The sequence below is a fragment of the Dyadobacter sp. genome, assembly GCF_017744695.1.
Lineage (GTDB): Bacteria > Bacteroidota > Bacteroidia > Cytophagales > Spirosomataceae > Dyadobacter.
The window spans coordinates 1,301,079-1,315,802 of sequence record NZ_JAGIAS010000001.1 but is presented as its reverse complement, the minus strand read 5'-3'; the positions used below and the strand labels follow the sequence as shown (position 1 = coordinate 1,315,802).

The window sequence follows — 14,724 nt, the reverse complement described above, 5'->3', positions numbered from 1 at the left end:
AAATAAGAGTTAGCCAATGGCGAGAATTATTATTTAAAAGGCAATCGATGACGGGTCAACAAGCGAAAAAATCAATCAACCAGACTCACGATCTAAAAGTACTTAACATGGGAAATAATAGCTACAATACCAACTGACTTGCCTGATGTCTTTATCAGGCCGCAGCCTGATGCCGGTAGGCACCCCACTAAAACAAGCTGTTGATTCTGACACAAATTACTTATGGGTAAAATCTTAAATAATCGCATTGCCGAATTCAAAGACCCGGCGATTGCAAGAGCAAAAGGTGTATATCCTTTTTTCAGACCGATCGAGTCCGGACAGGACACAGAGGTTATTATTAACGGGAAGCCGGTCCTGATGTTCGGGTCCAACTCCTATCTGGGTCTGACCTCCCACCCCTACATCATCGAAGCGTCGCAAAAGGCTGCGCAGAAATATGGAACAGGCTGTGCCGGTTCGCGCTTCCTCAACGGAACGCTCGATATCCACGAGGAACTGGAACGCCGCCTGGCCAAATATGTAGGAAAAGAAGGTGCAGTGCTGTTCAGTACAGGTTACCAGGCCAATTTGGGTGCATTGTCATGCCTCACCGGCCGTAACGATTACCTGATCCTCGATGAAAGCGACCACGCCTCCATTATCGACGGAAGCCGCCTGTCGTTCTCGAAAGTGATCAAATACAAGCACAACGACATGGAGGACCTGCGTAAAAAGCTGGCCCTGCTGCCCGAAGAGGCTGTGAAACTGATTGCGACTGACGGTATTTTCAGTATGGAAGGCGACATTGTCAAACTTCCCGAACTGAATGCCATCGCGCAGGAATACGATGCGACTGTTTTGGTCGACGACGCGCATAGCCTTGGGGTAATCGGTGAAAAAGGAGCCGGAACCGCTTCCTATTTCGGCCTGACCGAAACGACCGACCTCATTATGGGAACATTCAGTAAGTCGTTGGCTTCCCTGGGTGGTTTCATCGCCGGTGACGCCGCAGTGATCGATTACCTGAAACACCGCGCACGCTCGCTCATGTTCAGCGCGAGCATGACGCCTGCATCCGTGGGAAGCACATTGGCTGCTTTGGATATTATCGAAACGGAGCCGCACCACATGGAGCGTCTCTGGGCCAATACAAGATACGCGAAAGAGTTGCTGCTCGTGAATGGTTTCGACCTGGGCGCAACCGAAAGCCCGATCCTGCCGCTGTATATCCGCGACAACGAGAAGACTTTCATTATGACACGCAGATTGCAGGACGAGGGGATTTTCGTGAACCCGGTGGTTTCACCAGGGGTACGCCCGGAACAGTCGCTGATCCGTTTCTCGCTGATGGCTACGCATACATTCGGCCAGATCGAGGAGGCAGTTGACAAAATGTCCCGCATTTACCGTGAGGTTTGTCCTGACGCAATTATCGAAAGACAAAGACTATGACCCGCATAGCCCCCGTAAGCACTCCGAAGGAATTAGGCAAGTTCATTGATTTTCCGCATGATCTGTATCAGCACGATCCGAATTATGTACCGGAACTGTTCATTGCACAAAAAGACATGCTCACACCGGGGAAGCACCCGTTTCACGAGCATTCGGAGGTGAAACTATTTCTCTCCTACGACGGAGATAAAGTGAACGGAAGGATAGCGGCGATTTATAATACGAACCACAATGCATTCACCAATCGGAAGGACGGTTTTTTCGGCTTTTTCGATACGGTAAATGACCAAAAGGTGGTGGACAGCCTCTTGAAGGAAGCCACTGCCTGGGTAAAGCAAAAGGGAGCTGATACGCTCGTAGGGCCGGTTAACTTATCAACCAATGAAACCTGCGGTCTGCTGATCGAAGGTTACGACCGGCCTCCGATGGCGATGATGCCTTACAATGCGCCTTATTATCTGCCATTGCTGGAAAAGGCCGGTTTGACGAAGAAAACTGATTTGCTGGCCTACGAAATCAATGTGGCGGATTCCAATGACAAGTCGGTGCGGATGATCGACGCGTTGGAGGAAAGGCTCAAACGAAGCGGTATCACGATCCGGCAGGTGAATCTGAAAGACTTCAAAAACGAAGTCGTGAAGATCCGGGAAGTTTACAACAAGGCCTGGGACAAGAACCTGGGTTTTGTACCAACTACCGAAGCGGAATTTGATTACCTGGCCAAGGACCTGAAAATGATTCTTGATCCGAGGTACTGTCTGGTTGCTGAAAAAGGGGATGAACTGGTAGGATTTATACTCGGTATTCCGGATATCAACCAGATTCTGATCAAAATCAAGCGCGGACGTTTGTTGCCGACCGGGATTTTCAAGTTACTGTTTGGCAAAAAGAACATTACGCGCATCCGCGTACTCACGCTCGGGGTGATCGACGGCTACCGCAAAATGGGTATCGAAGCCTGTTTGTACGGCCGCATTATCAAGAACACCTACGGCACCAAAGTGACGGGCGGAGAATGCTCATGGATGCTGGAAGAGAATTATCTGATGAACCACGCCATTGAGCAGATCAACGGGAAGCTGTACAAACGGTACAGATTGTTTGAGAAACCGATATGAAAGAAAAGCTATTCATAACAGGGGCCAGCGGATTTATAGGTTACCATCTGGTAGCGGCGGCACTCGAAGCAGGCATGGAAATCCATGCGGCAGTGAGGCCGAGCAGCGACCTGAGTTTCCTGAAAAAGCTCAATGCAGATCCGAAGGACCTCGTGTATATGAATGCTGATTTCAGTTCCAAAGATAAATTGACGAAGCTGCTGGAAGATGGAGGGTATACCTACATTATTCACGCGGCGGGAGTGACAAAAGCCAAAACCGCTGATGCCTACAATCTGGTCAATGCGGAATATTCGCTGAATCTGGCGCAGGCTGCGGTGTCTGCGGATATTCCGTTGAAGCGGTTTGTGTTTTTGAGCAGCCTCGCGGCATTAGGCCCCGCGGCTTACAATGCGGCCCAGCCGATCACAGAAGAAACCTTGCCTGTTCCGGTGACGGATTACGGAAGAAGCAAGCTTTTGGCTGAGCAATACCTGAAAACAGTAAATGGCCTGCCGCTGAGCATTATCCGCCCGACAGCAGTGTATGGCCCCGGCGAAAAGGACTTGTTCGTCCTTTTTAAAACACTCAGCAAAGGACTCGACGCCTACATCGGCAAAGGCCCGCAAAGGTTGAGTTTCGTGTATGTAACAGACCTCGTGACGGCTACCATGGCCGCATTGAGGGAAACGGAGAAGGAGATTACGGTTTACAATATCTCGGACGGACAGGCATATGACCGTTACGCATTGGCAGACCAGTTCAGGGCTATCAGCGGGAAAAACGTTTTCCGCACGCACCTGCCGCTGCTGCTCGTCGAAACGATTGCCAGGTTCCTGGATCTTGTTTATGCAAATTCATCAACAACACCGGTTTTAAACCAAGAAAAACTAAAAGAACTCACAGCCCCTAACTGGATCTGTAGCATAGATGCGGCCCGAAGTCGCCTGCATTACCAACCGCAATACAATCTGCACCGAGGCCTCGCAGAGACATTGACCTGGTATAAGGAGAACAAGTGGCTTTAACTATCGTACCCGCTTGATCATGCGCTGCCGCCGGTAAATCTGCCGGTGAGGTTGAAGCGTACATGATTTTAAAACAGGCAGGGCAGCCAAAACACGTGACGAACGTTCCAACATGAAAGCAATCAACAGGTCGATATGGCTATATATACTCATGGTGATCAGCATTTTGCAGATCGGCGCGGGTGTGGCCATAGCGCAGAATACCACTACGATAAAAGGTACCGTAACCGACGCAAAGACAGGCGAGACCCTGCCGTACGTGTCGATCCTGATCCCGGGAACAACCATGGGGACCGCTTCCGATGCCGATGGCCGGTACGCAATGACATTGCGTGAAGACCATTCGACGATCAAATTCACTTATGTAGGTTATATGGCCGTAGAAAAGCCGATCAAACCCGGCGTGAGCCAGACGATCGACGTGAAAATGGCTGTGGACGCTTCCATGCTGAAAGAGGTAACCGTTAAAACCAAAGCCCGCTACCGGAACAAGGACAATCCGGCGGTGCAGCTCATCCGCGAAGTAATCGCGCACAAGGATGAGAACAGGCCGTCGAGCAACAACTTTTTGGAATACGAACAGTACGAAAAGATATCGCTCGCATTGAGCAACCTGTCCGACGATTTCAAGGACAAACGCATTTTCCGGAATTACCAGTTTTTGTTCAAAAGCCAGGATTCCACGGCTATGGGTGGCAAGAACATGCTCCCGGCCTACATTCAGGAAAAGCTTTCGAAAATTTACTTCCGGAAAAATCCCTATAACAAGAAACAATACGTGCTGGCCAACCGCCGGGCGGAATTTGACTCGAAGTTTGTGGATAACGACGGGTTGAGTGCCTATTTCAACCGTTTGTATGAAGATATCAATATTTACGACAACGATATCTCCATTGCCACCAACCTGCTGCTGAGCCCGATCGCGAACTCCGCACCGACATTCTATAAATTCTTTATCCGCGACACCATCAAAACCGCCGATCCGCAGCTGATCGAGCTGGGCTTTGTGCCGCGGAACAAGACGGATATGCTTTTCGAAGGAAAACTATATGTGACCCTCGATGGCAAATATGGTGTGCAGAATGCTTACCTGACTGTCAACAAAGACATTAATCTCAACTTCATGCGCGACCTCGAAGCGCGCCTGGAATTTGAGAAGGGTGCCGACGGTCGCTATTTCATGAACAAATCGACGCTCGCGATGGAGTTTGCATTAGGCGAGAAGAACGGCGGTTTGTACGGTCAGCGGACTGTGAATTTTAAGGATTATACCATCAACCAGTCGCGCCCCGACAGCATTTACCGCGGGCCGGGAGAAGAAATCGTGTATGATCCGGAGGTCAAAACGACCGAATCGTTCTGGGCCAGCAAACGCCACATTCCGCTGGAACGCACCGAATTGGACATTTACAAGAATATCGATACGCTGCAAACCATCCCGTCGTTCAAGCGGACCATGGACATTGCTACACTGTTCCTTTCGGGTTATAAATCGTTTGGAGCGGTGGAGGTTGGTCCGGTAAATACCTTTTACAGCTTCAACCCGGTGGAAGGTTTCCGTCTCCGTTTCGGCGGACGTACCACAACCGACATGAGCAAGCGCGTGTATTTTGAGACGTACGCGGCTTACGGTTTCAAGGACCGGAAATGGAAGTACTTTTTGAGTGGTACCTATTCATTCAACAACAAATCGGTGTACCATTTTCCGCTGCATTACCTGCGTGCGAGCTTCCAGCGCGATACCAAGATCCCGGGCCAGGAGTTACAGTTTGTGCAGGAGGATAACTTCCTGCTCTCGTTCAAACGCGGGGATAACAACCGGTGGCTGTACAATGATATTTACAAATTGGAATACGTACGCGAGTTCGAGAGCCGGTTCTCCTATAAAATTGGGTTTACCCAATGGAAACAAACTCCCGCGGGCGTGCTCCGTTACGAGCGCCTGAACGAGGGGGGCGAGCTCGAAAATGCGTTTACTTTAAATAATACCGAGGCAAATGTGGAATTCCGTTACGCGCCGCATGAGCAGTATTACCAAGGCAAGTTGTATCGCACGCCGATCATCAACAAATACCCGATTTTTACATTGCGCTACAATGCGGGTTTGAAAGGGGTTTTTGAAGGTGAAAACAACTACCACAACGTGGCATTGAATATTCAGAAACGGTTTTATCTGTCGCAGTTCGGTTTCGCGGACATTACGGCGGAGGGTGGTTATATTTTTGGTAAACAAATACAATTCCCGCTGCTGACGATCCACCGCGCTAACCAGACTTACGCTTACCAGCTGAATTCGTACAACCTGATGAACTTCCTGGAATTCGCGAGCGACCATTATGCGAGCCTGGACGTGCAGTATTACCTGAACGGCTTTTTGTTCAACAAAATACCATTGCTGAAAAGGCTGAAACTGCGCGAAGTAGTGAGTTTTAAAGGCTTGATGGGGGGCTTGCGGGACGAGAACAACCCGGCGCTCAATCCTACGCTGTACCGCTTTGCAACCGACGACCAGGGCCGGCCTATTACCTACACTTTGGCACGCGAGCCTTATATCGAAGGCAGCGTGGGTATTGCCAACATTTTCAAGCTGTTGCGCGTAGACCTGGTAAAACGTTTCACATACCTCGACAATCCGAACGTATCGGAATGGGGTATCCGGGCGCGGTTCAGGCTTGATTTTTAAGGCATTGATTTTAAAAGAGACGTTAATATGAATTACGCAATCATAGCAGCAGGAGAGGGTTCACGTTTGGCGAAGGAAGGTTTTACGCTTCCCAAACCGATGGTGAGCCTGCACGGCGAAATGCTGATCGACCGGCTGATCGGAATTTTCATGCGGAACAATGCAGAGAAAATCATGGTCATCGTGAACGAAGAGTCGCCGCTGCTGGAAATGCATTTGATGGGTCTGGCCGAAAACCTGCCCGTTCAGATTGTAAAAAAGTCGACGCCGAGCTCGCTGCATAGTGTTTACGAGCTGTTCAAGAGCGACCCGGAGTTGAGTGAAGTTTGCCTGACGACGACCGATACCGTTTTCAGAGAAGAAGAATTCAGTGCATTCATCACGGAGTTTGAAGAAAACAAAACACTCGAAGGCCAAATGGCGGTAACTGCATTCATTGACGACGAAAGCCCTCTTTACGTGGCAGTTGACGACGACGACCGCATTGCTGCATTCACCGATGATAATAGTACCGATACCCCGTTTGTTTCAGGCGGGATTTATTGTCTCAGGAGGAAAGCGATCGAAACTGTGAATGTGGCCGTGGAGAATGGCGTGAGCCGGATGCGAAACTTCCAGCGGCAGCTCGTGGCGGATGGCTTGTATTTGAAAGCATACCCCTTCACCAAAATTGTAGATGTGGACCACGTGAGCGACATCCAGACGGCCGAGCTTTTCCTGAGTGGTGAAGTAGTTTATTGATACAAAGCATTGACACACACTGAACTGACACCAATTTATTTTAACAGACCGGGGCGTTTTGCCGGTCAACACCATAGATGAACGAATTAGAAATTCTGGGCGTGCACCGAAACAAAAAGTTCTCGCCCAACCATATCGGGAACGACGATGCGATTTTTTCCCAAACGGCCAAAGAGCTCGAAAAACTGGGATGCCGCATCACCATCTGTTGCGAAGATGAGTTCCTGGCGATGGAAACGGTGAATTACGGTAAAATTTTCACCATGGCGCGCCAGAAGCAAGTCGTGGCCAAATTGCAGGAATTGGAAAGAAACGGTACGCAGGTTTTGAACTCCGCATTCGGCATTGAAAACTGCTTCCGCACCAACCTGACGAATGCATTGAACAACGCCAATATCCCGGTGGCCGACAGCTACATCGTACCGACCGACTACCAGGGAGACGACGTTTTTGACCAGATCAAAGGAAAAGGTTACTGGATTAAAAGGGGCGATTTCCACGCGATCCATAAGGAAGATGTGTCGTTTGCCGCATCGCGTGAGGAAGCCAAGGAGATTTTGCGGGAGTACGCATTACGCGAGATCCCCGACGCGGTGATTTCCCAGCATTTGGTGGGTGACCTGGTGAAATTTTACGGGGTTAGGGGCACGGATTTCTTTTTCTGGTTCTACCCGTACGATGCCAACCACCACAAATACGCGGAGTATCAGCAGATCAACGGCAATTCGGTGTATTACCCGTTCAGTGCGGAAGGTTTGCAGAATACCGCCAATGAAGCGGCAGGGGTAGTGGGGATCGATATTTACGGGGGCGATGCCATTATCGGGAAGGACGGAGATTACCGCATCATCGACCTCAACGACTGGCCCAGTTTCGCACCGTGCCGTGACCAGGCCGCCGGAAAAATTGCCGGTCGGCTTTATGAAAGATTTTTGAACAACAATTAATGGAGACAACTACCACACCCCGCCCACTGGCAGAAGAACCCGAAAAAACCTCGGCATTCGAAAACTCGTTGAAGTCGAATGATACCGAGGAAAAGATCGATATCTGGTTTTACCGGCCGATCGGCTACCAAATCGCATTGTTTTGCGCCAAAGTAGGCCTGCGCCCGAACCCGGTGACGATCATCAGCATTTTCTTCGGCGTGGCGGCAGGGATATTGTTCTATCCGCAGCAACTGTGGATCAATGTGATCGGGATGCTGTCGCTGATGTTCGCCAATTCGCTCGACAGCGCCGACGGCCAGCTCGCACGCATGACGAACGACAAGAGCCGTTTCGGCCGCATTCTCGATGGCGTGGCGGGTGACTTCTGGTTCATCGCCATTCATATCGCGATCTGTTTGCGGAGCATGGAAGAGGGGTGGAGCGCGTGGATTTGGGTACCTGGTGTCGTAGCGGGTTTCTCGCACATGATCCAGTCGGCGATGGCGGATTACTACCGGAACGTGCATTTGTTTTTCATCAAAGGCACTAACGGCAGCGAGTTGGATAACAGCCGCGATCTGCAAAAGGAATATGATGAAATGAGTTGGTCGAGGCAGTTTGGTATGAAAATCGTCGCCCGCTTGTATTTGAATTATACCAAAGAGCAGGAATTTTTCTCGCCTAAACTGCAAAAATTGCTGGCTGTAGTGAAACAGAAATACCAGAATGGCCTGCCTGCGAAACTGATTACCGATTTCCGCGCGCAGAACAAGCCATTGATGAAGTATACGAATATCGTCCAGTTCAATACCCGGGTGATATTTCTGTTCCTCTGGCTGTTCCTCGACCAGTCGTGGGTCTATTTCTTTTTTGACATTTTCATTCTCAACCCGATCCTGATTTACATGATCGTGAAGCAGGAGCAGGTGAGCAACCATTTTTACAAGGAGATAACCTCCGGCAAATACAATGGGTAGCAAGTTGTACAAGGCCCTTTTCATGGCAATCGGCATTTTCTCGCTGGGCTATATGATCTATGGCACAGGGTTGCTCGTGATTTGGGAAAACATCAACCGGACGGGCATCTGGTTCCTGCCGGTGATCGGCAGCTGGCTGGTGATTTACATCCTGAATGCCCTCGCATTCCGTGCGATCATCCGCGAGCCCGAACTGCCCGAAACGAATATGTCGTTCTGGTCGGTACTGCGGCTGACGATCTCGGGTTATGCGATCAACTACATCACCCCATTCGTAGCGCTGGGCGGCGAACCTTACCGCATTATGGAGCTGAAACCGACGCTAGGCATTCAGAAAGCCACCTCCTCGGTCCTGCTATATAGCCTGATGCATATGTTTTCGCACGTGCTCTTCTGGCTGGCGTCCATTGTGCTGATCGTGGCGGTCGTGCCATTGAGCGATGTCATGCTTGCCGGTTGCGGGATATTGCTGGTAGTGGGGCTGGTGTTAGGATATTGGTTTATTAATGTATATAAAAAAGGGTTTACTGTAAGCACGTTCCGCCTGCTTGAAAAGGTGCCTTTTATCAAAAACAAAGCGCGGGAGTTCGCATTCAAGAACGCCGAAACGCTTTATGAAGTAGACGAGCAGATCCGCGTCCTGTACTCCGATCGCCGGAATGCATTTTATACTTCGTTGTTCTATGAATTTGCAGGGCGTGTAATCGGCTGTCTGGAAATCTATTTCACGGCTCACGCCATCGGAATGGAAATGACTTTGGCACAATCGCTGATCGTAAGCTCTGGCTCATCGCTTTTCGCGAACCTGATATTCTTCTTCCCGATGCAGCTGGGTACAAGAGAAGGCGGATTAGCATTAGCATTGAGAAGTGTGGGATTACCTGCGGCGCAGGGGATTTTTATAGGAGTGGTTTTAAGGATAAGGGAGATAGTCTGGATTATTATTGGATTAGCCCTCATTAATAGAAAAACAAAAAACAACCAGCTGGATAGCCCAGATCCAAAACTGGAACCAGTTCCAGTCAGATCTAACTGATTAGCTGAATCTGAATTAGAATCTGATTGTGATCTGATTCTGATTGTAATCTTATTCTGTGATCCCCGGGCTAAAGTCCGGGGCAAGGCGATTGGCTTCTGGATGTACTGCAGAGCTAAAAGAAACACAGAACTGCCTGTGAATTAGCAACAAGAAAAGATCCATTGCCGCCCTCTTCAGAGGACGGACAAGGAGCTAAAGGGAGCAGGTGAGCTATTGGAAGCAGGATAGTTTTTAGTTGAAAAATTAAAATAAAAATCTAATAGCCAGGGATTTCAATCCCTGGAAACTAAAATATGATTAAAGGAATTTTATTTGATTATGGCGGTACGATCGATACAAATGGCTTGCATTGGGCCAATGTTTTGTGGGATGCTTATCAAAATAATCATGTAAAGGTTGACAAAGAAGCATTTGCGAGTGCATACAAGTTTGGCGAGAGGGCATTGGCTATCCATCCGATCATCCAGCCGCATCATGTGTTTTATGATGTGCTGTTTCTCAAAGTGGAGCAGCAATTTGGCTATCTGAAAGAAAACGGATACGAGCTGGACAGCCAGGCCATCGAGGCCATCGCCCGCGAATGTGACCGCGTCGCACGCACTAGTGTTGAAAAGGCAGCGCCGGTACTTGAAAAACTGGCCGCCGAATACCCTCTCGTGATGGTCTCCAATTTTTATGGTAACCTGAATAGCGTATTAAAGGAATTTGGCATTGCGCATTATTTCCAGGCTGTCGTCGAATCGGCAGTGGTCGGCGTCCGGAAGCCCGACCCCGCGATATGGCAGCTGGGTGTGGAAGCGCAAGGCTTTCTTCCGCATGAATGCGTGGCGGTAGGCGATTCCTATTCCAAAGACATTCTGCCTGCAAAGGCAACCGGCGCGAAGGCGATCTGGCTGAATGTGGCGGGATTCGAAGAAGCCACTGAAACGCAGGCGTCGCTGGCCGATGCCGAAATTACAGATTTTGCCCAGGTGGCTGACACCATTCAAAACCTGGGTTCACAGCCAGGCATTTAAATGCCTGGTGAAAAATAAATTGAAATTACCATGTACGACATTTGTACCATCGGGCATATCACTTTGGATAAAGTAGTTACTGCCCAGTCTGTCAAGTATATGCCCGGGGGCACTTCGTTCTATTTCTCGAAGGCGCTCCGGCAGTTCGACGTCCGCTATATGCTCGTAACGGCTTTGGCTGAAAAGGAAAGCCATATCGTTGCCGGTCTGCGGGAGGAGAACATTCAAGTATTTTCCCAGAACAGTCCTTACACCGTTTATTTCGAAAACATTTACAGCGCCAACCAGGACCACCGCGAGCAGAATGTGTTGCATAAAGCAGCGCCGTTCACCGTTTCGCAAATGCCGGCCATCGAAGCAAAGTACTTTCATTTAGGGCCGTTGCTTTCGGACGATATTACCGTGGACCTGATCAAAATGCTGGCTGCAAAAGGCAAGGTTTCGCTGGATATCCAGGGCTACCTGCGCTACGTGAAAGACCAGAAGGTATTGTATAAAGATTGGGAAGATAAGAAAGAGGCCTTGCCTTACATCCACGTGCTTAAAGCCAACGAGTTCGAAATGGAGGTAGTGGCAGGTACGAGCGATGTCATTGAAGGTGCGAAATATCTCGCCAATCTGGGGGTGAAGGAAGTCATCATTACGCTGGGCAGCAAAGGCTCACTAATTTATAAGGACGACCATTTCTACCAAATCCCGGCCTACAAGCCAACCGACGTCGTGGATGCGACCGGTTGCGGCGATACGTACATGGCGGGTTACCTGGCGCAGCGCGTGAAAGGTGCGGGCGTACAGGAAGCCGGAGAGTTCGGGGCGGCGATGGCGACGCTGAAAATCCAGTCGTCGGGGCCGTTTTCGGGGGATGCCGAAATGGTGCAGGAAGTGTTACAGTACGGCGAATGCGACCGTGAGATGATCGCACAAGCCATTTTTTGAAAGTAGTTTTTGATTAAAGTCATGAAATACGTACTCAACATTCTGATGGCGCTCAGCCTGACGCTTGTTTCGTATGCAGGTGGATTAACCGATAAAAAAGCCGGTACAACGGCCACGGACCCGGATGAGTTTCCGGTTCCGAACAACGTTCCCGGATTGCTTTTTTACATTCAGCGAGATCCGAATACGAACACAATCTGTTACCAGCTTAACGTCGACAAACAGGGAAAAATCAGCGAAAAGAACCCCGTCAACACATTCTGGATTCGTTATCCGGAGGGCGGGATGCGCAAGGAGCTCAATTATTTGCAGCGAAAATTTGCCTACGGTATCAATTCGAAAGCGATCGGCAATTCCACCTTCGAACTTCGTTCGGTGGCTTATTCGAAGTTGCCGCTCTACCTCCGGAGAGATACCCGGAATGAATACCATGTTTATACCAGCATCGATAAAAAGGAATGCATCCTGAGCAGGGTATTCATCCGGATCGACGGCGGTACATTCTGGTCGCCCAATGTGCTTTACATCGAGCTTAAGGGCACCGAGATTGCCACCGGTAAAACCATTATTCAGCGAATAAAACCATCCTGACATGCCTAAAAACTATGTCTCCAATTCGACGGAATCTTCCAGGATGTTTAAAAGTAACTTCCTTGAAGCATTCTCCAAGGTACATTACTCGGTGCCTCTTTTCATTTTTGTACCGGTGATCCTCTATTTTTCCTGGAAGGCAGTAGGCCCCGGGGAGATGCCCTGGTACACTTTTGTAGGCATAGTATTCGGAGGTCTGTTCTTCTGGACTTTCACCGAATACTTTATGCACCGGTTCGTGTTTCATTTTACACCCCGCGGCAAGTTCATGGAGCGCATCCATTTCATTTTCCATGGTGTGCATCATGACTACCCCAATGACGCCAAAAGACTGGTAATGCCTCCTTCGGTGAGCATTCCGCTGGCGACCGGCTTCTACTTCCTGTTCACGCTTTTTTTGAGTGAATATTATGTAGCGGCCTTCTATTCGGGGTTCATGGCCGGGTATCTATTTTATGATATGAGCCATTATGCGTTGCATCATGCCAATTTCAAATCCGCGTTCTGGAAGAAATTAAAAAAGCATCACATGCAACATCACTATTCAGATGCAAGTAAAGGTTACGGTGTAAGTTCAGATATTTGGGACAGGGTTTTCGACTCCAACGAAAAGCGCGCCTCAAAGTCTAACTCAATCTAACTCTGTAACTTTAACTTATGAAGAACCTTGGAAGTGAGAATTTAGACCAGGTCTTCAGAGATGAAATCACGAAAGTTTCTGACTTCAGGTTCGGGACAACGGTGGTGAATGTCTTTGACGATATGGTAAGCAGGTCGGTACCCTATTACAACGAGATGCAGCGGATGCTCGCAGAGATCGCTGCCGACCACGTGAAGGAAGGAACATTTGTGTATGACCTAGGGTGTTCTACCGGCACTACACTGATCGGTCTGGACCAACTCATTCCCTCGGACATCCGGTTTATCGGGATAGACGAGTCGCAGGAAATGCTCGACAAATGCGATGTGAAGCTGAAAGAGGCAGGTTTTGTAAGACCCTACGACCTCGTCGCGGGCGATTTGCACCAGCAGCTTCCCATTTCCAATGGTTCTGTCGTGATACTTTGCCTTACGCTGCAATTTGTAAGGCCGTTGTACCGCGAAAGGCTTCTGAGAAACATTTACGAGGGGTTGAACCCCGGCGGTGTGTTGCTGCTGGTGGAGAAGGTGCTCGCGGAGAGCAGCGTGTTCAATCGTGATTTTATTAAATACTATTACGACTATAAGCGGCGCAACCATTACAGCGAGCTCGAAATATCCCAGAAACGGGAAGCGCTCGAAAATGTGCTGATCCCTTACAAGTTGTCTGAAAACATGCTTCTGCTGAAAGAGGCCGGTTTCGCCGACTGCGAAATTTTCTTCAAGTGGTACAATTTTTCAGGAATGATAGCCTATAAGAAATCATGATCGCGATCGGCAACTTCTTTTTCAAGTACAGAAATAACCTGTTTATCATCCTGTACCTGCTACTGTTTGTACCGTCGCCGCCGATCTTTTCACGCGAGCAATTCGGCCCGGGCTATTACCTGTACCCGGTGATCCTCGGATTACTGGTGACGTTTTCGGGAGAAATTATCCGGGGGATTACGATCGGCCTTGCGTACATTATCCGCGGGGGCCGTGATAAAAAGGTGTACGCCGAGACGCTGGTGACCGAAGGGATTTTCCGGCATTGCCGCAACCCGCTGTATGTGGGTAATATACTGATGTTGCTGGGCGTGGGCATTCTGGCCAACTCGCTGATCTACGTCGGAATCGTAATGCCGCTGTTTTTGTTTATCTATCAGGCGATTGTACTGGCCGAAGAGAACTTTCTGAGGAATAAGTTCGGTGCGCAGTTCGATGCGTATTGTAGTAGGGTCAACCGCTGGCTGATCAATCCGGCCGGCATTTCGGAGACCTTCAAAGATATGCGTTTCAATTACAAGCGCTGGCTTTTGAAAGAATACAATACGTTGCTGGTATGGCTGATGGGCATTGTGGCCCTGCTGATTTTCAAATACCCGGAAATCGTGCCGAAACCGGATAGCAGGATCACCCTTTTTGCGGCGATCGCGCTGATACTCGGTGCATTGTATGGTTATGTAAGGTATTTGAAGAAATCCGGAAAGATGACAGACAGCATGGCCTGAAATAAGGGGGATGGCGTTTTATAGTCAAACGCCATCCGAAAGTAACGTATTGGCACACTATTGGTTAAGCCTCCTGAACCACCCGAAGCATCACACATTTCATTAACCCCCTAATAAATTA

At 49.3% G+C, this 14,724-nt stretch carries 14 protein-coding genes; all 14 read left to right on the top strand.

The features are described 5' to 3' along the window. Positions 1-222 precede the first annotated feature (222 nt). The 14 genes from spt to J7619_RS04965 all read left to right on the top strand — a co-directional run bounded on the left by spt (position 223) and on the right by J7619_RS04965 (position 14,603). On the top strand, positions 223-1,434 hold the full coding sequence (gene spt, locus J7619_RS05030) for a serine palmitoyltransferase (protein ID WP_291194964.1): 1,212 nt from the start codon (positions 223-225) through the stop codon (positions 1,432-1,434). Beyond that, the gene (locus tag J7619_RS05025) at positions 1,431-2,552 is read left to right on the top strand and encodes a hypothetical protein (protein WP_291194961.1); all 1,122 of its coding nucleotides are present in this window, start codon (positions 1,431-1,433) and stop codon (positions 2,550-2,552) included. The genes spt and J7619_RS05025 overlap by 4 nt, the downstream gene beginning before the upstream one ends. After that, a complete protein-coding gene (locus tag J7619_RS05020; protein WP_291194958.1) occupies positions 2,549-3,559 on the top strand; it encodes an NAD(P)-dependent oxidoreductase in 1,011 nt (336 codons plus the stop codon). The genes J7619_RS05025 and J7619_RS05020 overlap by 4 nt, the downstream gene beginning before the upstream one ends. A gap of 112 nt (positions 3,560-3,671) precedes the next feature. Then, entirely contained in the window at positions 3,672-6,242 is a 2,571-nt protein-coding gene (locus J7619_RS05015) for a DUF5686 and carboxypeptidase-like regulatory domain-containing protein (RefSeq protein WP_291194955.1), read from the top strand. Positions 6,243-6,269: 27 nt separating this feature from the next. Next, positions 6,270-6,983, top strand: a complete 714-nt coding sequence (locus J7619_RS05010) for an NTP transferase domain-containing protein (RefSeq protein WP_291194952.1) — start codon at positions 6,270-6,272, stop codon at positions 6,981-6,983. Between the two features lie 77 nt (positions 6,984-7,060). After that, complete coding sequence (locus J7619_RS05005; RefSeq protein WP_291194949.1) at positions 7,061-7,930, top strand: hypothetical protein; 870 nt, start codon at positions 7,061-7,063, stop codon at positions 7,928-7,930. After that, the gene (locus J7619_RS05000) at positions 7,930-8,889 is read left to right on the top strand and encodes a CDP-alcohol phosphatidyltransferase family protein (protein ID WP_291194946.1); all 960 of its coding nucleotides are present in this window, start codon (positions 7,930-7,932) and stop codon (positions 8,887-8,889) included. Before J7619_RS05005 ends, J7619_RS05000 begins: the two co-directional genes overlap by 1 nt. Then, entirely contained in the window at positions 8,882-9,925 is a 1,044-nt protein-coding gene (locus J7619_RS04995) for a lysylphosphatidylglycerol synthase transmembrane domain-containing protein (RefSeq protein WP_291194943.1), read from the top strand. Before J7619_RS05000 ends, J7619_RS04995 begins: the two co-directional genes overlap by 8 nt. A gap of 296 nt (positions 9,926-10,221) precedes the next feature. Beyond that, positions 10,222-10,944 (top strand): HAD family hydrolase, encoded by a 723-nt coding sequence (locus tag J7619_RS04990; protein WP_291194940.1) that lies wholly within the window; start codon positions 10,222-10,224, stop codon positions 10,942-10,944. Between the two features lie 30 nt (positions 10,945-10,974). Continuing rightward, positions 10,975-11,880, top strand: a complete 906-nt coding sequence (locus tag J7619_RS04985) for a PfkB family carbohydrate kinase (RefSeq protein ID WP_291194937.1) — start codon at positions 10,975-10,977, stop codon at positions 11,878-11,880. Between the two features lie 21 nt (positions 11,881-11,901). Next, positions 11,902-12,471, top strand: a complete 570-nt coding sequence (locus J7619_RS04980; RefSeq protein WP_291194934.1) for a DUF4833 domain-containing protein — start codon at positions 11,902-11,904, stop codon at positions 12,469-12,471. A gap of 1 nt (position 12,472) precedes the next feature. Next, positions 12,473-13,111, top strand: a complete 639-nt coding sequence (locus tag J7619_RS04975) for a sterol desaturase family protein (protein ID WP_291194931.1) — start codon at positions 12,473-12,475, stop codon at positions 13,109-13,111. Positions 13,112-13,128: 17 nt separating this feature from the next. Then, entirely contained in the window at positions 13,129-13,878 is a 750-nt protein-coding gene (gene cmoA, locus J7619_RS04970) for a carboxy-S-adenosyl-L-methionine synthase CmoA (RefSeq protein WP_291194929.1), read from the top strand. Next, positions 13,875-14,603, top strand: a complete 729-nt coding sequence (locus tag J7619_RS04965) for an isoprenylcysteine carboxylmethyltransferase family protein (RefSeq protein WP_291194926.1) — start codon at positions 13,875-13,877, stop codon at positions 14,601-14,603. The genes cmoA and J7619_RS04965 overlap by 4 nt, the downstream gene beginning before the upstream one ends. The last annotated feature ends 121 nt before the right edge of the window (positions 14,604-14,724 follow it).